17 protein-coding genes are annotated in these 21,513 nt (G+C 49.1%); 2 read left to right on the top strand and 15 right to left on the bottom strand.

Going from position 1 to position 21,513, the window contains the following annotated elements; translation table 11 throughout:
* Positions 1-2 precede the first annotated feature (2 nt).
* From rpoB to AN618_RS09770, 10 genes are all read right to left on the bottom strand, one after another.
* Entirely contained in the window at positions 3-3,623 is a 3,621-nt protein-coding gene (gene rpoB / locus AN618_RS09815) for a DNA-directed RNA polymerase subunit beta (protein ID WP_066354467.1), read from the bottom strand.
* Positions 3,624-3,813: 190 nt separating this feature from the next.
* The gene (locus AN618_RS09810) at positions 3,814-4,722 is read right to left on the bottom strand and encodes a Ppx/GppA phosphatase family protein (protein WP_157081708.1); all 909 of its coding nucleotides are present in this window, start codon (positions 4,720-4,722) and stop codon (positions 3,814-3,816) included.
* Positions 4,723-4,795: 73 nt separating this feature from the next.
* Positions 4,796-5,173: a S1 RNA-binding domain-containing protein gene (locus tag AN618_RS09805; RefSeq protein ID WP_066354464.1), complete on the bottom strand. Its 378-nt coding sequence runs from the start codon at positions 5,171-5,173 to the stop codon at positions 4,796-4,798.
* Between the two features lie 93 nt (positions 5,174-5,266).
* The gene (locus tag AN618_RS09800) at positions 5,267-5,548 is read right to left on the bottom strand and encodes an FtsB family cell division protein (RefSeq protein ID WP_245628480.1); all 282 of its coding nucleotides are present in this window, start codon (positions 5,546-5,548) and stop codon (positions 5,267-5,269) included.
* A 53-nt stretch (positions 5,549-5,601) separates the two neighbouring features.
* On the bottom strand, positions 5,602-6,036 hold the full coding sequence (gene yabQ, locus AN618_RS09795) for a spore cortex biosynthesis protein YabQ (RefSeq protein WP_066354461.1): 435 nt from the start codon (positions 6,034-6,036) through the stop codon (positions 5,602-5,604).
* Between the two features lie 32 nt (positions 6,037-6,068).
* Positions 6,069-6,350 (bottom strand): sporulation protein YabP, encoded by a 282-nt coding sequence (gene yabP / locus AN618_RS09790; protein WP_066354458.1) that lies wholly within the window; start codon positions 6,348-6,350, stop codon positions 6,069-6,071.
* 71 nt (positions 6,351-6,421) lie between these two features.
* Positions 6,422-7,393 carry a SpoIID/LytB domain-containing protein gene (locus AN618_RS09785; RefSeq protein ID WP_066354457.1) on the bottom strand — a complete coding sequence of 324 codons (972 nt, stop codon included), beginning with the start codon at positions 7,391-7,393 and terminating at the stop codon, positions 6,422-6,424.
* A 149-nt stretch (positions 7,394-7,542) separates the two neighbouring features.
* On the bottom strand, positions 7,543-7,818 hold the full coding sequence (locus AN618_RS09780) for an HU family DNA-binding protein (RefSeq protein WP_066354454.1): 276 nt from the start codon (positions 7,816-7,818) through the stop codon (positions 7,543-7,545).
* A 97-nt stretch (positions 7,819-7,915) separates the two neighbouring features.
* Positions 7,916-8,713 (bottom strand): nucleoside triphosphate pyrophosphohydrolase, encoded by a 798-nt coding sequence (mazG, locus tag AN618_RS09775; RefSeq protein ID WP_281176835.1) that lies wholly within the window; start codon positions 8,711-8,713, stop codon positions 7,916-7,918.
* Entirely contained in the window at positions 8,710-10,314 is a 1,605-nt protein-coding gene (locus AN618_RS09770) for a putative polysaccharide biosynthesis protein (RefSeq protein ID WP_066354453.1), read from the bottom strand. Before AN618_RS09770 ends, mazG begins: the two co-directional genes overlap by 4 nt.
* Positions 10,315-10,521: 207 nt before the next feature.
* Between AN618_RS09770 and pckA the strand changes: the two genes are divergently transcribed.
* Positions 10,522-12,087 (top strand): phosphoenolpyruvate carboxykinase (ATP), encoded by a 1,566-nt coding sequence (gene pckA / locus AN618_RS09765; protein WP_066354452.1) that lies wholly within the window; start codon positions 10,522-10,524, stop codon positions 12,085-12,087.
* 35 nt (positions 12,088-12,122) lie between these two features.
* Here the strand turns inward: pckA and spoVT are convergent, their stop codons facing one another.
* From spoVT to AN618_RS09750, 3 genes are all read right to left on the bottom strand, one after another.
* Positions 12,123-12,686, bottom strand: coding sequence for a stage V sporulation protein T (gene spoVT, locus AN618_RS09760; protein WP_066354451.1), 564 nt, complete (start codon positions 12,684-12,686; stop codon positions 12,123-12,125).
* 67 nt (positions 12,687-12,753) lie between these two features.
* Positions 12,754-16,260 carry a transcription-repair coupling factor gene (mfd, locus tag AN618_RS09755; RefSeq protein ID WP_245628479.1) on the bottom strand — a complete coding sequence of 1,169 codons (3,507 nt, stop codon included), beginning with the start codon at positions 16,258-16,260 and terminating at the stop codon, positions 12,754-12,756.
* 162 nt (positions 16,261-16,422) lie between these two features.
* The gene (locus tag AN618_RS09750; protein ID WP_066354448.1) at positions 16,423-16,827 is read right to left on the bottom strand and encodes a hypothetical protein; all 405 of its coding nucleotides are present in this window, start codon (positions 16,825-16,827) and stop codon (positions 16,423-16,425) included.
* Positions 16,828-16,969: 142 nt separating this feature from the next.
* On the opposite strand from AN618_RS09750, the gene dnaE reads away from it, so the two are divergent.
* On the top strand, positions 16,970-20,143 hold the full coding sequence (gene dnaE, locus AN618_RS09745) for a DNA polymerase III subunit alpha (protein WP_066354443.1): 3,174 nt from the start codon (positions 16,970-16,972) through the stop codon (positions 20,141-20,143).
* 74 nt (positions 20,144-20,217) lie between these two features.
* Here dnaE and AN618_RS09740 read toward each other — a convergent pair whose 3' ends face one another.
* Together AN618_RS09740 and AN618_RS09735 are read right to left on the bottom strand one after the other, a co-directional pair.
* On the bottom strand, positions 20,218-20,541 hold the full coding sequence (locus AN618_RS09740) for an AzlD domain-containing protein (RefSeq protein WP_222926463.1): 324 nt from the start codon (positions 20,539-20,541) through the stop codon (positions 20,218-20,220).
* Between the two features lie 2 nt (positions 20,542-20,543).
* Entirely contained in the window at positions 20,544-21,224 is a 681-nt protein-coding gene (locus AN618_RS09735) for an AzlC family ABC transporter permease (RefSeq protein WP_066354439.1), read from the bottom strand.
* Positions 21,225-21,513: the final 289 nt, after the last annotated feature.

The following is a 21,513-nucleotide window of genomic DNA, read 5'->3' as shown; positions in this document are numbered from 1 at the left end:
GATTAATAATCGTCTTCATCGCTTTCTCCAAAATCCAACCCGTCATCGAAGTCTTCATCAAAATCCATATCCTTTTCCAATTCCCTATCCGACAACAGGTCTTCGTACAGGTCCTCTTCTTCCGGCTCTTCTTCCGGCTCCTCTTCCTCTTCATCCGTCACCGGAGTTTCTCCCTGTCCTTCCAGACCTTCCATATTCACATCCAGACCTTCAACTTCCTCTTCGTCATCGGTTTCCTTAATCTCTATCTCCTTGGCATCCTCGGAAAGAATCTTTACGTCAAGGCACAGCGACTGCAATTCTTTTATGAGGACCTTGAAGGATTCGGGTATTCCCGGCTCCGGCACGTTTTCGCCTTTTACGATGGCCTCGTAAGTTTTCACGCGACCCATCACGTCATCGGACTTCACAGTAAGGAGTTCCTGTAAGGTGTAGCTTGCACCGTAGGCCTCCAAAGCCCACACTTCCATCTCTCCGAACCTCTGTCCACCGAACTGGGCCTTTCCGCCGAGGGGCTGCTGCGTGACGAGCGAATAGGGACCCGTGGACCTGGCGTGAATCTTGTCGTCCACCAGATGCACCAGTTTCAGCATATACATGTAACCTACCGTAACTTTCCTGTCGAAGGGTTCTCCGGTGCGTCCGTCCCTGAGCTCTATCTTGCCGTCTTCCGGCAAACCTGCTTTCCTTAGGCATTCGAAGATTTCTTCTTCATCGGCACCGTCAAAAACCGGAGTCGCCACGTGCCAGCCTAAGGCCTTTGCGGCCCAACCGAGGTGCGTTTCCAGTATCTGACCTATGTTCATTCGCGAAGGGACGCCCAGGGGGTTCAACACTATGTCCACTGGAGTGCCGTCAGGTAAAAACGGCATGTCTTCCACCGGCAATATCCTGGAAATTACCCCTTTGTTTCCGTGACGACCTGCCATCTTGTCTCCCACGGATATCTTCCGCTTTTGCGCCACGTAAACCCTCACCAGCTGGTTAACTCCCGGCGGCAGTTCGTCGCCATTTTCCCTGCTGAACACTTTGACATACACCACGATGCCGTATTCGCCGTGTGGAACTCGAAGCGAGGTGTCCCTGACCTCCCTTGCCTTTTCCCCAAATATGGCTCTAAGCAGCCTTTCCTCGGCCGTAAGCTCGGTTTCGCCTTTGGGAGTCACCTTGCCCACCAGGATATCTCCAGCCCGGACCTCGGCGCCGATCCTTATAATTCCCCTTTCGTCCAGGTCTTTCAGGGCGTCTTCGCCCACGTTGGGAATGTCCCTCGTAATCTCCTCGGGACCCAGCTTTGTATCTCTCGCCTCGGCCTCGTACTGCTCTATGTGAATCGACGTGAAAACATCATCCTTGACAAGGCGTTCCGAAATTAAAATGGCGTCTTCGTAGTTGTAGCCTTCCCACGGCATGAAGGCCACCAGCACGTTTTTACCCAACGCCAGCTCGCCGTGGTCGGTAGAAGGCCCGTCGGCTATGGGCTGGCCAGCTTCTACTCTGTCGCCCTTCCTCACGATGGGCCTTTGGTTAATGCAGGTTCCCTGGTTGGATCTCATAAATTTGTGGACTTTATACACGTCAAGGCCGTTGTCGCTGTCCCGCCGAATCACTATTTCTCTTGCCGTAACCCTTTCCACCACGCCGGAATTTTTCGCCACAATCATGACGCCTGAGTCCAAGGCCGCCCTCCACTCTATTCCCGTGCCAACCAACGGCGCTTCCGTGGTTATCAGGGGCACCGCCTGGCGCTGCATGTTGGAACCCATGAGGGCGCGGTTGGCGTCGTCGTGCTCGAGGAACGGTATGAGGGCCGTCGCGACGCTGACCAGCTGTTTCGGCGTGAGGTCCATGTAGTCCACATCTTCGGCGGGAACCAGTATCGTTTCATCCTTGTATCTTGCCGTAACCCTCTTTTGAATAAACCTGCCCTCTTCATCAAGGGGCACGTTGGCCTGGGCAATGACATATTCGTCTTCTTCGTCAGCGGTCAGGTATTCTATTTCGTCGGTGACCACGCCTCTTTCCTTGTCAACCTTGCGGTAGGGGGTCTCGATAAAGCCGTATTCGTTGACTCTGGCGTAAGTGCTGAGCGAACTTATAAGCCCGATGTTGGGCCCTTCAGGGGTTTCTATCGGGCACATGCGGCCGTAATGGGAATAGTGCACGTCCCTAACTTCAAATCCGGCCCTCTCGCGGCTGAGTCCTCCGGGGCCCAGGGCGCTGAGCCTTCTCTTGTGGGTGAGTTCCGCTAAGGGATTCGTCTGGTCCATGAACTGAGAAAGCTGGCTGCTTCCGAAAAATTCCTTTATGGCAGCCACCAGGGGTCTTATGTTGATGAGTCCTTGAGGAGTTATGGCATCCACATCCTGAATGGTCATCCGCTCTTTAATGACCCTTTCCATCCGGGCAAGGCCTATGCGGAACTGGTTTTGCAAAAGTTCTCCCACCGACCTTACCCTGCGGTTGCCCAGGTGGTCGATATCGTCTATGTCGCCTATGCCGTAAGAGAGGTTGAGAAGATAATTGACGGTTGCAACTATATCATCGACGGTGATGTATTTTTCTGTGCGGAATACGTCCGGACCGTCACCTTCCCTATATCCGTTGGCTATTACCTTTACAGCCTTATCTTCTTCAACCAGCACTTTGATTTCGTTTATCCTGCGCTGTTCGAGCATTTCGGCCATCTGACGGGTAATCTTTTGGCCCTGCTTTATTAAGAGCTCGCCGGTTACAGGGTCCTCTATGTTCTCCGCAGCTGTCTTGCCCACGATCCGGTTTTTCAACCGGAGCTTTTTGTTGAATTTGTACCTCCCCACACTCGCCAGGTCATACCGCTTGGGGTCGAAAAACAGTGCCTCCAGCAGCGACCTTGCATTTTCCACCGTCGGCGGCTCGCCGGGTCTCAAACGCTTGTAAATCTCGATTAAAGCTTCCTCTTGATTCTCCGTATTGTCCTTTTCCAGAGTCCTGAGGATTTTCTCGTCCTCACCCAAGAGTTCCAGAATCTGGGCATTAGTGCTGTAACCCAGTGCTCGCAAAAGAACGGTTACGGGAATTTTCCTGGTCCTGTCAACCCTCACGTATATGACTTCGTTGGAGTCGGTTTCCAGTTCAAGCCACGCACCGCGGTTGGGAATTACGGTTCCCATGTAGAGGGCCCTGCCGTTTTTGTCTATCTGCCTGTCGAAGTACACCCCGGGAGAGCGCACGAGCTGGCTTACAATTACCCGCTCCGCCCCGTTTATTATAAAGGTGCCGTTTTCGGTCATGAGCGGAAAATCGCCCATGAAGACATCCTGCTCTTTTACCTCTCCCGTCTCCTTGTTTATGAGCCTAACCCGAACTTTCAGAGGAACAGCGTATGTAACATCCCTTTCCTTGCATTCATCCACCGAGTATTTGGGATTGTTGTCCAAAGTGTAGTCCAGAAATTCCAATACGAGATTGCCGGTAAAATCCTCTATGGGGGAAAATTCCTGGAGAACCTCTCTTAACCCTTCCTTCAAAAACCATTCGTAAGAGTTCTTTTGTATCTCTATAAGGTACGGGAGGTCCATTACTTCTTGAATTTTTCCAAAACTCCAGCGGGTGCGTCCTCCTACTTTTACAGGACGAACCATTCCATTTTTCACCCCTTTATAAAAGTAAAAATAGCCAAAAGCAAGGCCCTCAGTTTAAACCTGCTTTTGGTTTTTGCCGCTACTTCTCATCTATATAATATTAACCATTTTCAGTTCGTTCTATTCAACCTCGCACCGTTTGACTAATTTTGTCCATAATCATGCAGTTTATAATAATATCACAGGGAAGTTAATTTGTCAACAAAATTCCCTCCATCAAGTCCGCCTCGCTTACGATGATGGACTTGAGCCCAAGGAACCTCATTATTTCTAAAGCTATAAGCGCTCCCGCCGCTATAATGTCGGCGCGTTCCGGCGCAAGGCCGGGAATTTTTTTTCTTTCACTTGAGTCGAGGCCGCAAAGATTTTTCGTCATTTCTTCCACCGCTTCGAATTCGAGGGTAGACCCGTGCACTTTAGACCAGTGATATTCCTCGAGCTTGTGAAAAATAGCGGAAAAAGTTGTAAAAGTGCCCCCGACGCCTATTGCGGTCACTCTCTCGGCTTTCATGTTCTCAAAACTTTTTTCGAACCCCGAAAGCAGCGTCCTCGCCTCCATCTGCAGGGCAGCTATTTCTTCACTTTTCGGCGGGTCAGACTTCAAAAATTGTTTCGTCCATCTTACGGCTCCCATCGGCAGGCTCTCTTCCAGTTCTATCTCCCTTTCACCTAACGCGAGTTCTGTGCTGCCTCCCCCTATATCTATAACCAGGGCCCGTCCCTCAACTTTAAGGGATTCCTTTGCTCCGATGAACGAAAGTTTCGCTTCCTCCCGTCCCGAAAGAAGCCTCACTTCAAGGCCGGCCCTCTGCCTCAATTCTTCCATAAATTCCCCGCCGTTCTTGGCTTCGCGGACGGCACTGGTGGCGAAAGCGATTATGCGCTGGCAGCCGAAAGCCATAGCCTTGTTTTTAAAAGCCTCCACCGCCGATACAGTTTTCTCAATCGAATCCCGGCCGAGCATCCCATTTTTTACTACACCCTCTCCGAGGCGGGTTGTTACCAGGTCCTTAAATACTGGGTTTATTTTTCCTTTCTCAATCTCTGCAACAAGAAGCCTCACAGAATTAGAGCCCAGGTCTATGACAGCCGCTTTCATGAAACTCCTCCCGGTCCTCAAAAATTGAACTAAAAATCCAGGGCTTTCACCCTGGATGTTTTCCAACAGTCATTTAATAGGCCTTACGCTTATATCCCCCTGCACCTTTCTTGGTCACGTATTTTTTTAAATCCTTTTGGCGCTCTTCGCTTTCCTTTAAAAACTTTGCCAGTTTTTCTTCAAAGCTCATAGCGTTAGTTCTCCGGGGTCTGGAATTTTCTCGCGTCTTTCGAATCGAAAGGCTGACCTTCCCATCCTCGGATATGGCGATGACCTTTACCTTTACCACGTCGTTGCAGCTTAGATAATCCCTTACATCCTTTACGAATCCGTCCGCCACCTCCGAAATATGCACCAGCCCCGTGACGCCTTCGGGCAGCTCCACGAAAGCCCCGAATTTGGTTATTCCCGTAACTTTCCCCTCTACGATTTGTCCTACCTCTACAGGCATTATAAAAGTATTCCTCCTTCAAAGATTACACTCAATGTTTTTATTATACTCCATGCATCAAACTTAAGTCAATAAAAATTTGGCTTTAGCGCCTTAGCGCCCGGGCGACACCTTATAAAGTATCTCGCCGGGCTTGACCAAACCGAGCTGGTCCCTTGCCAATTCTTCTATATAACTTTCGGTATTCAAAAGCTCGATTTCTTTTTTTAGCTTTTCTCTTTCAGCCGAAAGCCGGTTTATCTCCCGGCTGAGTTCCATTTCCTGCCTTCGCAAATCGTTGATTTTAAACTGCTGAACAGTAAAGGTATAAATGAAATAGACCAAAAAAATTAAAAGTAGCACCCTGCCTATTTTAATCTTCTTTTTCGCGCCCACCGCAAGCCCTCCTTTTAATATTAAATTCGATGAATCCTTCAAAAATCCTCCTTTTAATACTTCCTTTTAGCCATCAGCCTCCGGGTTTCTTCTACGATTCTCTTTAAAAGCTTTACTGCTTTCCATCGCATTGTGAGCCCAAAAATTCTCCGCGGAAAGCAGGCCGTTTTTAAAAAAATCCTTTCCAACTTAATGGAAATCCTTATAAAATAAGGACTTACGGCAGAGCTGTACACCAAAAGTCCCGTGGCAAACCCCAAAAAAAGATAACCCCTGACCTGTCCGTAATTTATTTTGTATATTATGTAAAAAGTCACAAGAGCCGTAAAGGCCCAGTATGCGAAGTCGCCCACGGCCGTCAAAAAAGGCCCCGGCCTTAAGAACCTCCTTATTCTCCTGTATATATCAAAAAAAAGTCCGGCTATAATTCCCGACGATAGGGCACCCGCCAGGAAAAGCAGCTGAACATCCACATCGGCTATATTCATAAGCTTTTTCCTTCCTTCGCCGTCCGCGGCCCTTACCTAAAAAGACGGTTTAAAAACCCCTTTCCCTTTTCCGCAGCCGGAATTTCTTCCGTATAGGAAATCGTCTTCACATAACCTTCTACGACTATCACGCCTTCATCCAGATTTAACTGCTTCATATGCATCTTTTCTCCCTTCACGTTGAGCGTGCCCCTTTCCGTAGAGACTACTATATCCTCATCGGTGAATTTATCAACATTTAGCACACCGTTAATCTCTAAAATTTCCCTGTCGTTTAAAACGAGCCTGTGCTTGGAGGACCTTTTTTCTTCCAACAAAAAACCCTCCCTTCCAAATAATTCCCCCTAGGAAATTATATTAGGGAGGGATTTATTTTATGACGCTTTTAATCCCACAGTTTCACAATTTCCACGCCCTTGAAATAATACTTTATTATATCCTCCGGGGACTTCCCCCGCTCCGCAAGAACTCGGGCGCCCCACTGGGACATCCCCACGCCGTGCCCGAAACCCTTGCCTTCCATCACGACCTTGTCCTGCTCTATCCTCAAACTCGTAAGCAAAGTAGACCTCATCCTCATCGGGTCCAGGGCCGTCCTCAGATCCGCGGCGTGCACGACGGCATTGCCTATCTTTATCTTAGTCGCCCTGCCCGAAGGTCCTCTTTCCACCACGGATACTTCGTTGATTTCCCCGGTATCCTGACCGAGTTTTTCCCTCAAAAGGCGCCTCAATTCATCCTTGCTGAAAACGGCCTTCCATACCCGCTTGCCTTCAGGCCCCGCGTTCTCATCGGGGGATTTAACCACCGCGATGTACGGCGGCTCTTCTTCCTTGTAATTCAATCCTTCCTTGGCGGTAGCCGTAAGGCCTCCCGCATGGGAATGAAACCAGGCCTTGACGAAATTCCCTTTATACGATATAACCTCTCCCCTAGTCATTTCTACCGCTTTTTTTATTCTATCGTTAATTTTGCCGGGATTCCAGGCCTGAGCCTCCTCAAAGTCGGTAGAAATATGGGCATTTCCGAACTTAGAAGCCCCTTTGTCCTGGACGAATTCCAGGACGTAGGTCCTGGCCAGTATCGCCTGGGCCGCGAGGGCCTCCACCGGCCAGTTGTTTTCCATTTCTCCGGCCACGACGCCCGCCACATAATCTTCCAGTTTCATCTTTTTCCTCTGCCCGCTTTCTACTTCATACACTACAAGCTCCGGCTCTTTGCCCTGCCCCCGGCTTATCTTGTCCGGAATTTTCGGAAGTTCGTGAGTCTTTTCGGCGCCCTGCCTCCCTCTGCATCCGGGGAGCACCAAAGTCAATATTAAAACCATGACCAGCAAAACCCGCAGTTTCGTCCTCATATCCGAGCCCCCCAGGTCCGATTTTTTATTGAACCAGCTACGATATTAGTATTTTTCTAAAATGAAGAATTAATTATCGGGGAATAAAAAAAAATAGGCCCCTTCGAGCCTATCATTTACCCATGAAACCAAAATATTATTGCGGTCTTCTATTTGTTTATCATATCTTTCAGGGCCTTGCCAGCTTTAAAAGCAGGAATGGCAGCCGCAGGAATGTCAATTTCTTCTCCAGTCTGAGGATTGCGGCCTTTTCTCGGGCTTCTCTCCCTTACCTCAAAGGTACCGAATCCAACAAGCTGGACCTTATCTTTCTTCGCCAGAGCTTCGGATACCGCTTCGATAAAGGCATTCAGAGCTTTTTCCGAATCTTTTTTGGTCAATCCGCTCTTTTCTGCCATCACTGAGATCAATTCAGCTTTGTTCACTCAGCTTCCCTCCTTAATAATTCTTAAGTTTAAAACCTTTTATCATAATTAGTCTATTCTCCGCGAAAGGCCAAAATCCTTCTTGTCTCAAGGTAATTTATAACTTTTTTTCTTGTATTTTCCCTTCGTCCCAGAGTCTGTCCATGTCTTCTAATGTCATTTCCTGTAATTTTTTGCCCATTTTTGACGATGTTTCTTCGACATATTTAAACCGGCGGATAAACTTATTCGTAGCTTCCCTTAAGGCCAATTCCGGGTTCACGCCGAGAAACCTCGCCACATTTACCATCGCGAAGAAAAGGTCTCCTATCTCTTCCATTATTTTGCCTCTATCATCGCCTTTATATACTTCTTTCAGCTCATTGAGCTCTTCGTACACCTTTTCCAGAGCTCCATCCACGTTTTCCCAATCAAAGCCCACTCTCGCGGCTTTCTCCTGAACTTTGTAAGCTCTCATCAGCGCCGGAAAGGACTCGGGTATCTTGTCCATTGTTTCCGCATAAGATTTTACCTCTTTTTCTTCTTTTTTTATCTCTTCCCAGTGTTTCAGCACTTCTTCGGCGCTTTCCAGCCTCTTTTCGCCGAAAATATGGGGATGGCGGCGAATCATCTTCTCGCAAATGATGTTAACAACATCATCAAATTTAAATTCTCCCTTTTCTTCGCCAATCCTCGATAAGAAAACTATCTGCAACAGAAGGTCTCCCAGTTCTTCCGACAGCTCTTTCGGGTCACCGCTGTCTATGGCATCCATAACCTCGTAGGCTTCTTCCAGCAAAAATGGTTTGAGCGTCTCCGGGGTCTGGGCCTTGTCCCAGGGGCAGCCGTTTTCCCCTCTCAGCCTGGCCATTATATCCACAAGATCCCGAATGGAATAGCCGGACGTACCAATCACCTCCTTCTAAAATTAATCCCTTTCAACCAGCCGATTAACCGCGTTCCTCCCGGCAGCAGGCTTAGCTCTTCCTCTCCCACTCCTCCTATAGCCAAAAGTACAGCCGCATACACGAAAACGCCCACGCCCACCGAGCCCAGGGTGGCAATGCCGTTGCCGTATCCGGCCGCAGTGGCAAAATTATAAAATTGATGAACGAAAAGTCCCATTGCCGCCGCCGCAACCGCAGGTTTCAGGACCATGCTCTTGAGGTGCAAAGTCATGCCGGTGTATTTCAAGGCGGATATAAAATTCAAAAGCGATGCTATAAGGTAGCCAGCCACGGTGCCCATGGCCGCACCTTTTATGTTTATAATTGGCAGTGCAGTTAAAGTATAATTTATGGCCACTTTAAAAACCGCTCCAAAAGCTAAATTTTTGACAGGCACCATGGTTTTTCCGATTCCCTGGAGAAGGCCGGTCGTGGTCTGCTGGAGAGCCAAAAATATTATGCCCCAGGATAAAATCGAAAGCGGAATGCCGGCCTCGGGGCTTTTGTAAAGGAGGGCGCACACCGGCTCGGCCAGCACGTATAATCCCACCGCCGCCGGCAACGCAAACATCAGCGTCACCCTTATGCCGGTCTCGGCCCTTTGAGCCACCAGCTGCCCATTTTTCAGAGCCATGGCTTCAGATATCGCCGGCACGAGACTTGCGGCGATGCTCATGGTCATCACCGCCGGCAGATTTATAATAGGTGCGGCCATCCCGGTGAGCTGGCCGTAAAGTTCCGTGGCCCTTACCATCGAAAAACCCGCGTCTTGAAGCCTTCTCGTTACTATCGCCGCATCGGCCAGGTTCATGACGGGTACGATAAGGCCTCCCAACGTTATGGGCACCGCAAAAGCAAAAAGCTGCCATGCTATTTTTAACGGATTTTCAACCCGGGAATTCGAGGCTTCTTCAAAAGAACCAAAGAGGCTGGCCTTCTTCCTGCTGTAGACGGCCACCAGCACCAGTAATCCCGCCACCGAACCCACCACTGGTCCGAAAGCCGCTCCGGCAGCCGCATATTCTACGCCGCGGGGAAGGAGAACGGTCGCCAGCAAAAATACCGATATAACCCGCCCCAGCTGTTCAACCACCTGAGATAGAGCAGAAGGGGTCATATCCTGCAACCCCTGAAAAAAACCACGAAAGCAGGACATCACTGATACGAAAAAAATAGCAGGGGAAATGCTGAGCAAAGGGTAAAAGGCCTTTGGATTTCCCAGGACCTTTTCCGCCAGAAATCGTGCGTTTAACATCAAAAATAAAGTAAGTAAAGCACCCACCAAGGTCAGGACCATCAGGGACACTTTAAAAACTCTGTAAGCGTTGCGGTATCTTTTCACCGCCACTTCTCCGGCCACCATCTTCGATATGGCGGTGGGAAGGCCAGCGGTAGAAACTGCCAGCAATGTAACGTAAATGGGATAAGCCATTTGATAAAGGCCCATGCCCTCTTCCTTTATCATCATGGCAAGGGGAATCCTGTATACTGCTCCGAGTATCTTTACCAGAAATCCGGCCGCCGTAAGTACCATGGCTCCTTTTAAAAAAGAATTCTGCCTTTCGGTCAAAAGTGACCCCCGCCTTTCCCTTTTTTCTCAAGTATCTACGACCCTTAATTATATTCTATTTGCCTTTCTCTTGCAATATTTGCGACTTGTCGAAGAATTTTTCTTGCCAAACGCGATTATATATTATACTATAATATTGTATACAAAGTAACCGTATATCATAAAAAGGAAAAAGTTATATCATTATACATAGGGGGCCTTCAAATAATGAAACACTTAAAATCACTGGGTTTAACAAACCCCGGGAAGGTTCATTTTAATTTGCCGGTGCCATCGCTAATAGAACACGCATTGAAAAGAGGGGAAGGCGTCCTCGCCAGTAGCGGAGCTTTAATAGTCCATACCGGAAAATACACCGGCCGTTCCCCTGACGACAAGTTCATAGTGGAAGACTCCGAAGTTGCAGATGAAATATGGTGGAGCAACAATAAACGTTTCCCCCGCTCGAAATTTGAGGCTCTCTTTCGCCGCATGACTTCCTACCTGCAGAACCGGGAACTTTACGTTTTCGACGGCTTCGTCGGGGCACACAGCAACTTTCGAATCCCTTTGCGCGTGATAAACGAATATGCCCACCAGAATCTCTTTGCCCGGCAGCTCTTCATAAGAGGTTCCGAAAAGGAACTTAAGGATTTTTGGCCCGAAATCACCGTAATTGCCGCCCCCGGATTTAAAGCCCAACCCGAGGTCGACGGCACCAACTCCGAAGCTTTTATAATCATCAGTTTGGAGGAAAAGTTGGTTTTAATCGGCGGCACCCTCTATTCGGGGGAAATCAAAAAATCGGTTTTTACAGTGCTGAACTACCTCATGCCCAAGGCGGGAGTCCTTTCCATGCACTGTTCTGCCAATAAGGGCCGCGATGGTTCAACTGCGCTGTTTTTCGGCCTGTCGGGAACCGGCAAGACCACGCTTTCGGCAGACCCGGAAAGGCTTCTCATCGGCGATGATGAACACGGATGGTCAAACGAAGGCATTTTTAATTTCGAAGGCGGCTGTTACGCAAAATGCATAAACCTGTCCAGGGAAAAAGAGCCTCAAATATACGATGCCATTAAATTCGGCGCGGTGCTGGAAAACGTGGTGTATGACGAAACCACCCGAGAACCCGACTATAAAAGCGATGCCATCACCGAAAATACCCGCGCGGCCTATCCCGTCGATTTCATACCGGGCGCGGTCATTCCGGGAACGGGAGGGCACCCCCGCACGATAATCTTCCTCACCGCCGATGCCTTCGGCGTGCTGCCGCCGATAGCAAAACTTTCTTTCGAACAGGCCATGTATTATTTCATATCCGGCTATACCAGCAAATTGGCTGGCACGGAGCGGGGAATCACCGAACCTCAAGCGACTTTCTCCGCCTGCTTCGGCGCACCATTTCTTCCCCTTTCCCCAATCGTTTACGCCAAGCTCCTCGGCGAAAAAATCAAAAAACACGGCACCGAAGTATATCTGGTAAACACCGGCTGGACCGGAGGTCCGTACGGCATCGGCCGAAGGATAGACCTAAATTACACCCGCGCCATGGTTAAGAGTGCTATAGAAGGAAAGCTTTCCGGAGTCGAGTTTGAAAAGGACCCCGTATTCGGCCTTATGATACCCAAGAGCTGCCCCGGGGTTCCTTCCGAAATTCTCAATCCCAAAAACACCTGGTATGATAAAAAATCTTACGACGATACCGCTATTAAACTCGCCCGGAGTTTTGTGGATAATTTTAAAAAGTTTTCTCACGAGATGCCCGAGCTTGAAACTTTCGGCCCCAGGGCATAAAAAAACTAGCAGCAAAAAAGCTGCTAGTTTTTTTGTCAGGATATATTCATCTGCCTTGAAAAGAAACCCGCCGCGGTTTCCGCCACTTTTAGCTCCAATTCTCCCATGGAAACGTTAGGATCTTTCGAGAGAAGAATCACGGCTCCTATGGGGTCGCCATCGGCTATTATGGGGACTATCACCTGGCTGGTGTATTTTATTTTCCCCTCTTCTTCATCAGCCGTTATCTTCACGTATTCCTTCTCACTTGTCTTCTTAATGAGAACCGTCTTTCTCTCTTCTAAAATGGCTTCGATATCGGAACTTATGGACTTATCGAGCAGCTCTTTTTTCGGAGTTCCGGACACCGCGATTATCGAATCCCTGTCGGATATGCATGCGATATGACCCAAGGAATCATGGAGGGCTTCCACGTATTCTTTTGCAAAGTCCGCAAGTTCTCCGATAGGCGAATATTTCTTTAAAATAACTTCTCCTTCACGGTCGGTAAATATCTCAAGAGGGTCCCCTTCTCGGATTCTCAGGGTTCGCCTGATTTCCTTCGGAATCACGACTCGCCCCAACTCATCAATACGTCGCACAATTCCTGTTGCCTTCAATGTTTTCCCTCCTTAATTTCGAAAGAAAGATTTTTCTCAAAGATAGTATACAACCCCGCAACCTATTTTATTCATTAGAGGGAAGTTGTAGAAATTCCACCATCTCCTTTAACACACCCTCGATTTTAAATAACAACTTGTGACCTTCCAGGTTTCTAACCTTGAAGATAAAAGAGGGAACGGTCGTGCCCTGAAACGTAACCTTACTTTTGAAAGCTTCTTTTAAAGCTGAAAACTGCTCGTGTGAAAAAACACCGGCCGACTGAAACTTGAAAACGACGAGATCGGTCAGCTGGATTATGCTCGAAAGCTTCAATCTCTTCGCCAGCACCCTAAGGCGGGCCACCGCCAGTAAATTCCGGGCAGGCTCGGGCAAATCGCCGAACCGGTCTTCTATTTCCTCCTCTAAGTCATCGGCCTCTGCCAGGCTCTCCACCGCTGCAACCCGCCGGTATACGTCTATCTTTTGGGCGGCGTTGCTAATATAATCGTCCGGGATATAGGCGCTGAGCTTCAGGTCAATAACGGGCTGAATTTCTTCTTTTTCCGGTTCACCTTTGAGTTCCCGGACCGCCTCCGCAAGGAGCTTGCAGTAAAGGTCGTACCCCACTGCCATCATGTGACCGTGCTGTTCAGCGCCGAGGATGTTGCCTGCACCGCGTATCTCCAGGTCCCTCAGGGCGATTTTAAAGCCCGCGCCGAATTCCGTAAAATCTCTTATGGCGGCCAACCGCTTTTCAGCCGTTTCACTCAGCGCTTTATCCTTTCGATAAGTGAAGTATGCGAAGGCCTGGGTGCTAGACCTGCCGACCCGTCCCCTCAGCTGGTAAAGCTGGGAAAGGCCAAACCGGTCCGCCGAAATCACTATAAGGGTGTTAACGTTGGGTATGTCGAGCCCAGTCTCAATTATGGTGGTGCATACCAGGACGTCGTATCTGTGTTCGTAAAAGTCCATCATCACCTCCTCCAGCTCGCTTTCCTTCATCTTTCCGTGGGCCACGGCGATCCGAGCTTCGGGCACAATTTGAGAAAGCCTTTTTGCCTCTTCGTAAATGGTATTCACTACGTTGTAGACGTAATAGACCTGTCCACCCCTTGAAAGCTCCCTTATTATGGCGTCCCTCACCAGGGAGTCGCTGTATTCCACGACGTAAGTCTGAACCGGATAACGATTTTCCGGAGGCGTCTCGATTATGCTCATGTCCCTTATGCCGGTCATCGCCATGTGCAGCGTCCTGGGTATCGGCGTCGCGGTCAAAGTCAGCACGTCCACGTTCTTTTTTAACTGCTTTAATTTTTCCTTGTGGGCAACGCCGAACCGCTGCTCCTCATCTATAATGAGAAGCCCCAAATCTTTAAATTTCACGTCTTTTTGCAGCAACCGGTGAGTGCCAATAATGATGTCTATCGCTCCGGCCCTTAAGTCTTTCAAAATAGCCTTCTGCTGTGCTTTTGATTTAAACCGGCTTATAACCTCTATTTTTACCGGAAAAGGCGCAAATCTTTCGGAAAAGGTGCGGTAATGTTGCTCCGCCAGAATTGTGGTGGGAACCAGTACCGCCACCTGTTTCGAGTCCATTACCGCTTTAAAAGCAGCCCTCATGGCAACTTCGGTCTTCCCGTACCCCACGTCCCCGCACAAAAGCCTATCCATGCATTTACTGCTTTCCATATCCCTTTTTACTTCCTCTATAGCCGTAAGCTGGTCGGGTGTTTCTTCGTAAGGGAACATATCCTCGAATTCCTTTTGCCATACCGTATCGGGCGAAAATGCAAAGCCCTTCATGGCCTGCCGGGCGGCGTAAAGCTCCAGCAGCTCTTTTGCCATTTGCTTTACCGATTCTTTGACTTTCGCTTTTGCCTTCGCCCAGTCACCGCTTCCCAACTTGTTCAGCTTCGGAGGTTTATCTTCGGGGCTTACGTATTTGTGCAGCATTTCCACCTGATCGGTAGGCACGTAGAGTTTGTCCCCACCTGCATACTGGAGAGCAAAGTAATCCTTCTTTTGCCCGTCTACCTCCAGCGTTTCAATTCCCAGGTACCTGCCTATGCCGTGGGAAACGTGCACGACGTAATCTCCCACCGAAAGTTCTTCTATGGAATGAACTTTTCTACCTCTATGCTGCAGTTTAGGTTTCCTCGTCTTTATCTTGGGCCGTCCGTAAACATCCAGGTCTGAAATTAAGGCAAACTTTATCTCGGGAATCAGGAACCCCTTTTCCACAGAACCCGGTGTTATTACAACCTTTCCCGGCAAAAGCTCTCCTTCCAGCGAACCTGTAAATACAGCATCCAGACCTTTTTCCTCTAGAGCTTTCTTTAAGTGAATACCCCTTTCGCCCGTCCCCGACAGGATCACAATGCGGTATCCTTTTTTCTTCAAGTCGTTAATTTCTTCGACCAAAAGGTCCGCTTTGCCGTGAAAGGAAGCAACTGCCCGGAACTGAAAAGAGTAAAGCCCTTTTACGTCGAATTCTTTGGGAATCCGGGGAAGCATGGAAATGTAAACGGTCCGCGCCTTCGCGAGATTTTCCAAAATCTCAAAAGGCGGATAATACATCGCCGAAACCGACGGCAGGACTTCTCCCTTCTCCAGGAGCCCTTTGTAGGTCTCTTCTATTTCAAAAGTCGAAGTTTTGGCGCTTTCGACCATCTTCCCCGGCTCCACCATGATGATAATGGGGGAAGATGAAAAGTAATCCACAATAGAAGAAAGATTCGGGTAAAAATGGGAAATATAAAGCTGGGCCGATTCGAAAAGCGTTCCATTTTCCAGCTTTTCTATGTGTTCATTTATCTTTTCCTCAAGCTTTTTGCCTTCGGCAAAAGAGGCCGTCAGCTCGAAAGCCTTTTTCCTTTCCTCCATTTCGCGGGCTATGCTTATGGCCGCGCTCTTTGCCGTTTCCCTGTCGAACACCACTTCCCTTGCAGGAGAAATGAAAACTTCCTGAAGTTTTTCTATAGAGCGCTGATCCTCCACAGAAAATTCCCGGATGGAATCAACCTCATCTCCGAAAAATTCCACGCGATAGGGGTTCTCCACCGTCATGGGGTATACATCCACAATCCCGCCCCTTACCGCATACTGACCGGGTCCTTCAACTATGTCCACCCTTTCGTATCCCATTAGCGAAAGTTTCAAAGTTATTTCCTCGAGCGGTACCGTTTCTCCAACCCCAATCCGTATAGTGAATTTTTTAACAATTTCCGGCGGCATCATCTTATTGGTCAGGGCCTGTAACGGGGCCACCACCACCGGATTTTTACCGGCAAGCAACATCTCCATAACCCTCAACCTGCGCGCCGTAAATTCGGGACTTTTAGCCGCCGTCTCGTAAGGTATCACCGAGCTTGCCGGAAAAATAGCCACATTTTCCGGGCCGAGAAAATACATAAGGTCGTCGGTCAACTTTCGGGCATCCAGCGAGTCGGGCGTCACCACGAGCACAGGTTTTGCGCTTTCCTTCTTGATAGCGGCTATGAGGAAAGCCCGCTGGGAATCCGAAAGGCCATAGGCGAAAAGTCCTGAAAGCCCCCCTTTCAGGTCTTCGATCAGCCTTTTTAATTCGTTCATTTCTCGAGATAAAATTCGTACATCCATCTTTTCTCCCTTTACTTCTATAGATATATTTTAAAATTTTCTGATAAATACCTTGACATGCGACTTTACCTTTTAAAAGGCTATGTATTTATTATATAAAATATTACCCCTTCTGACAACTTAACTGTTCCGGCTTCACCTTTTTAAAATCTTCATCACCCAGCTGTTCCAGCCAATGTGAAGGATGCAGGCGACAAAAATTCCGGCAAACAAGTTTTTCAAAACTTCCGATGCAAAGGCCGTGACAAGCCCGAGGATGGTGTGGCTCAAAACCGCCGATATCCCCGCAACCACGGCTTTTTTATCGCTCTTTTTTGCCACATCGTAAATGGCTTCCACCGTTCCGAAAATGAGGTGCGATAAAAATATACTCCCTCCCAAAACCACCGCCGCCGACGTCTTCAAAATCTCCTCGACCACCGGCGCTCCGAAAGTCACCGCACTCCTTTTCGAGTATTTTGCGAATTTCGTGTTTATCGCCATGGCAAAAAATGCCGAGGAGATACCCGCCAATATTCCGGCTGCCGCTTCTTTTATCAACACTCCACCTCCAATTTTCCATTCTCATAATAAATTCTTCCCGTAAAGGGGCAAAAAACATCTGCACAAAATTACCTGTTTTAAAAAAGAAAAACCGGGTATATAATTATATATGTCAAACGTTTGTTTGGGGATGATGCGCATGCCATTCTGCCACCTTCACGTCCACTCGGAATACAGCATGCTCGACGGCCTCTGCCGTCTCCCCCAGCTGGTAAAAAGGGCCTCAGAACTTTCCATGCCGGCCCTGGCTCTAACTGACCACGGCGGCCTTTACGGGATGGTGCCGTTTTACAAGCTGTGCACCGACGCGGGAATAAAACCCATTTTGGGCTGTGAAGTTTACGTGGTGGAAGACTTGGTTCAAAAACGCGGAAAGGAGACTCCTTATCACCTGGTGTTACTTGCCGAAGACCAGGAGGGTTTGAAAAACCTTCTGTCTTTGGTTACCCGCTCGCATTTGGACGGCTTTTACTACCGCCCCAGAATATCCAAAGAGCTGCTCGCATCCCATTCCGATGGCCTTATAGCCCTGAGCGGGTGTCTCAAAGGGGAAGTGGCCGGCCTCATCCTTAAAGGCGAAGTAAAAGCGGCCGAAGAAGCTGCAAAAGAGTATAAAGATATATTCGGCCGCCACGGCTTTTTCCTTGAACTTCAGTACCACGGACTTTCCTCCGAGAAAAAGGCCAATTTCTGGCTCAATGCCATTGCCCGAAAGCTCGGAATCAAAACGGTGGCCACCAACGACGTTCATTACCTTTACCCTTCGGACGCCGCAATTCACAAGGTTTTACTGGCGGTCCAAACTCTCTCGTCGCTGAATCAAGCTTTGCATCTTCCCGGAAAAGAGTATTACCTAAAAAGCCAGGCGGAAATGGAATCCATTTTTCGAGAAATTCCGGAGGCCCTAAAAAATACCGAAGCCATAGCTGAAAGGTGCAACGTAAAATTAAGCCTCGGGCAGACCAAGCTCCCCGAAATCCCGCTCCCGGAAGGAAAAAGTGCCGACGAATACCTCAGGGAACTTTGCACCGAAGGAATGATTGCGCGCTACGGCAGCCCACCGCCACGAGAGGTCGAAAAAAGGCTCGAAATGGAACTTTCCGTCATAAAAACCACGGGCTTTTCCGGCTACTTTTTAATCGTCAAGGATATCGTGGATTTTGCCCGTAAGAAAGGGTTTACCGTAGGGGTTGGACGCGGCTCTGCGGCAGGAAGCCTCGTATCTTACGTGCTCGGCATAACCGACGTGGACCCAATAAAATACGGCCTCATCTTCGAAAGATTTTTAAATCCGGAAAGGGTGAGCTTGCCCGACATCGATGTAGACCTCTGCCATGTAGGGAGGAGAGAAGTGCTGGAATACATAAGGCGCCGCTTCGGACCCGAGCGCATCGCCCACGTGGGCGCCTTTTCCACCCTGCAAGCCCGGGCAGCCCTCAGGGACACCGGCAGGGCTCTGAAACTCGATTACGAAAAAATAGACGCAGCGTGTTCTCTAATACCCTATTCGCACATGACCCTGGAGGAAGCTTTAAGAGAAAGCCCCCATTTTTCGAACCTCGTCAAAAGCGACAAGGAAATCCGCCGCACCTTCGAAATAGCCCGTCAGCTCCAGGGCCTCCCCCGGCACGTAACCCAGCACTCCGCCGGAGTCGTAATAGCCGACAAAGCCCTCACGGAATACCTTCCTCTGCAGCGGGCCTCGGGCGAGGAGATTATAACCCAGGCCGATATGTACGCCCTGGAGGAATTAGGCCTTGTAAAGATAGACCTTCTGGGCCTCCGGTTTTTGACCGTCATCGGTGAGACCCTGAAACTCGTGCACGAGCGGCACGGCAGAAGCTTAAGGCCCGAAGAAATTCCCTTAGACGACAAAGCCACTTACCGCGCCCTTGCCGAGGGAGACACCGGCGGGTGCTTCCAGTTCGAATCATCCGGAATGAGAAACATGCTGAGAAGGATAAAACCCGCAAATATCGAAGACCTCTCAGCCGTTTTGGCCTTGTACCGCCCCGGACCTCTAAAAAGCGGTATGGCCGAGGAATTCATAGCGCGCCGCCAAGGTAAAAAGCCGGTCTCGTACATCCACCCCGCCCTCGAACCCGTCTTAAAAGAGAGTTATGGCGTCTTCGTCTACCAGGAGCAGTTGATGCAGGCGGCCTGCATCATTGCGGGTTACACTCCCGGCGAAGCGGATCTGCTGCGCCGGGCCATGGCAAAAAAGAAAAGGGAGGAAATAGAAGCGGAAAAACCGCGCTTTTTGAAACGAGCAACGGAAAGGGGTATTGACGAAAAAGCCGCGAGGGAAATCTTCGACACCCTGGCAGCCTTCGGAGATTACGGCTTTAACAAGTCCCACAGCGTAGCATACGCCATTACCGCTTACCGCACCGTATATCTGAGGGAGCATTTCCCCCTGGAGTACTTTTCATCGCTTTTTAACCTTTACTCGGATTCGCCCTCCCACTTTCAGCTTTACCTTTGCGAAGCCCGCCGCCGGGGGATAAAACTTCTTTTACCTGATATTAACAAAAGCACAGCAGGTTTTCGCCCCGAAGGTGATAGCGCCATCAGGACCGGCCTTGCCCTCATAAAAAACCTGGGACCCCGCGGAATCGAAGAAATTTTAAAAGTGCGCCGGGACGGTCCATTTGAAAGCTTCTTCGATTTTTGCCGCAGGGTGGACCGCAAAATTATAAACGCCAAGGTCTTAGAATCTCTCATATTCTCCGGAGCTTTCGATTCTTTCGGCACACCGAGGTCCGCGTTGCTGATATCTTTGAAATGGCTGCTTTCCGAAAAACAACCCCCGTATGAAAGACAGCTTTGCCTCATAGACGAAATCCCGGACATACAAGCAATAGTAGCAGAATTGGATATCGAAGATTTCACTCCTTCCCAAAAGCTGACCCAGGAAGTAATGGCGATGGGCTATTACATAACGGCCCACCCGATGGAATTTGTGGCGGAAAAACGGCAAGTCTTTACCCATACGGTTTCTGAAATCGAAGAAATCACCGAACGGCAAAATGTAAAACTCGCCGGCATATTGCTTGACCCCAGGTCCGGCAGAACCCGCAGCGGAAAGCGCATGGTCTTTGCTCGTTTGGAAGACCTGACCGGCTCGGTAGAGCTTGTCGTTTTCCCTGGTAAACTTGCTTTGTTCGAACCTTATATTTACACCGGTTCGGTAGTGGCGGTGGAGGGCTGGGTGGATTTTGACAACGAGGGCCGCCGGACGGTGGTTGCGGAAAAAATCGAACCTATTACGGACTGTGCTGCTGCCACCTGTCAGGAAGGCCGGTGCCTGTAAGGTTGACTTCCCCATGGCTCTGGTATAAACCGGCAAAAAATCGCCTTCCCAAAATTCACGTTGTACATCTGACATCAAAACAAAATTCTGTTTAATATGACAATGATACTCATGCCCGCAATTACCGTTAAGAACATATTCCTCATTTTATAAGCTAGGGGGAAAGTCAGTATAGACGTCAAGAGCAACGTATTAGACGGGCTTATATTTATCTTATCGTCTACCACCAAAATGCTCGGAAAAAGTAGGGCCGAAAGCACCGATACGGGTATAAACTCAAGAAATTTAACTAAGACTACCGGGATGTTTCTCTTAGATAAAATCATGGCAGGCATAAGCCGCGGAAGATATGTAACTAAGGCCATTCCCAAAATGAGAAGCAAATAGTTTTTATCCATCCTCACTTTTCCATCAGCACCCCTATCATTGCCGTGATGATCGATGCCAAAATCACGTTCCAGCTGCCAGGTAAAACGTAAAGAAAAAGTACGGAAAGGGTTCCTGCCAGCACCGCCGCAAAAGCTGCTTTCATATCTTTTATCTGCATGCAAAGCAGTGCCATAAACATCCCGGGCAGAGCAAAATCAAAGCCCAGTGCTTTCGTATCAGGTATCAAGTTGCCAAAAGCTGCCCCCATTACGGTACTTAAGACCCAACTTAGGTAAGAGGTGACATAAAGGCCGAGGAGATAAGTGTAGGATAGATTTCTCTCCCTTAAGTCTGTGATGCTCACCGCAAAGCTTTCATCGGTGATGAAAAACGAAATAAAGGGAATGAGTTTCCGACTTATCTCCTTAAAATAAGGGCTCAAAGAAGCGCTGAACAGCAAATGGCGCAAGTTCACCAAAAAGGTGGTGGCTATTATAGCAGGGTAACTTGCTGCTGCCGACAACATGCTCACCGCTATAAACTGGGCAGACCCCGCGTACACCAGCAAAGACATCATGCCGGCCTGAAGGGGAGTGAGGCCCGCATTGGCTGCCAGCACTCCTAGTGCAAAACCGACAGGCACATATCCCAAAACTATGGGCGCTGCCCTTTTTATGCCGAAAACTAAATCTCTCTTCTCGCAGTCAGTCATACGTCCCTGGTCATCTAAACTGTGGCAAACTCTCCAGTTTAGAAGACTGGGCTATTTGTATTCCGCCCTTTCAGAGAGTGCTCATTCCCAGCAGGCGGTATTTAAGCACTCCCATAGCCCCTGCCCCAAGAAGCAGGAACTCGCGCCCCTTAGCCGGGTCTCCCCACTTGCCCTGAATGTAATACTCCCTTTAGGACAGAGATGTCTCTTAAGACTTTCTCAGGGGAGAGTGGCGTCACCACCGCTACCTTGAGAACTCGCCAGAGTTTATAGCTTTCGCTACAGGCAC

Source organism: Fervidicola ferrireducens (assembly GCF_001562425.1).
In the GTDB taxonomy this organism is placed as follows: domain Bacteria; phylum Bacillota; class Thermosediminibacteria; order Thermosediminibacterales; family Thermosediminibacteraceae; genus Fervidicola; species Fervidicola ferrireducens.
Note: the sequence above shows the minus strand (reverse complement) of the source record. Positions and strands in the feature narration are given on the sequence as shown.

What these genes read in the sequence shown, in the direction of transcription:
- rpoB (WP_066354467.1), bottom strand. Translation starts at nt 3,623, where the DNA reads ATGGTTCGTCCTGTAAAAGTAGGAGGACGCACCCGCTGGAGTTTTGGA.
- pckA (WP_066354452.1), top strand. Translation starts at nt 10,522, where the DNA reads ATGAAACACTTAAAATCACTGGGTTTAACAAACCCCGGGAAGGTTCAT.
- AN618_RS09805 (WP_066354464.1), bottom strand. Translation starts at nt 5,173, where the DNA reads ATGCCTGTAGAGGTAGGACAAATCGTAGAGGGGAAAGTTACGGGAATA.
- AN618_RS09785 (WP_066354457.1), bottom strand. Translation starts at nt 7,393, where the DNA reads ATGAGGACGAAACTGCGGGTTTTGCTGGTCATGGTTTTAATATTGACT.
- AN618_RS09810 (WP_157081708.1), bottom strand. Translation starts at nt 4,722, where the DNA reads ATGAAAGCGGCTGTCATAGACCTGGGCTCTAATTCTGTGAGGCTTCTT.
- mfd (WP_245628479.1), bottom strand. Translation starts at nt 16,260, where the DNA reads ATGAACGAATTAAAAAGGCTGATCGAAGACCTGAAAGGGGGGCTTTCA.
- AN618_RS09735 (WP_066354439.1), bottom strand. Translation starts at nt 21,224, where the DNA reads ATGACTGACTGCGAGAAGAGAGATTTAGTTTTCGGCATAAAAAGGGCA.
- yabQ (WP_066354461.1), bottom strand. Translation starts at nt 6,036, where the DNA reads ATGAATATAGCCGATGTGGATGTTCAGCTGCTTTTCCTGGCGGGTGCC.
- dnaE (WP_066354443.1), top strand. Translation starts at nt 16,970, where the DNA reads ATGCCATTCTGCCACCTTCACGTCCACTCGGAATACAGCATGCTCGAC.
- AN618_RS09740 (WP_222926463.1), bottom strand. Translation starts at nt 20,541, where the DNA reads ATGGATAAAAACTATTTGCTTCTCATTTTGGGAATGGCCTTAGTTACA.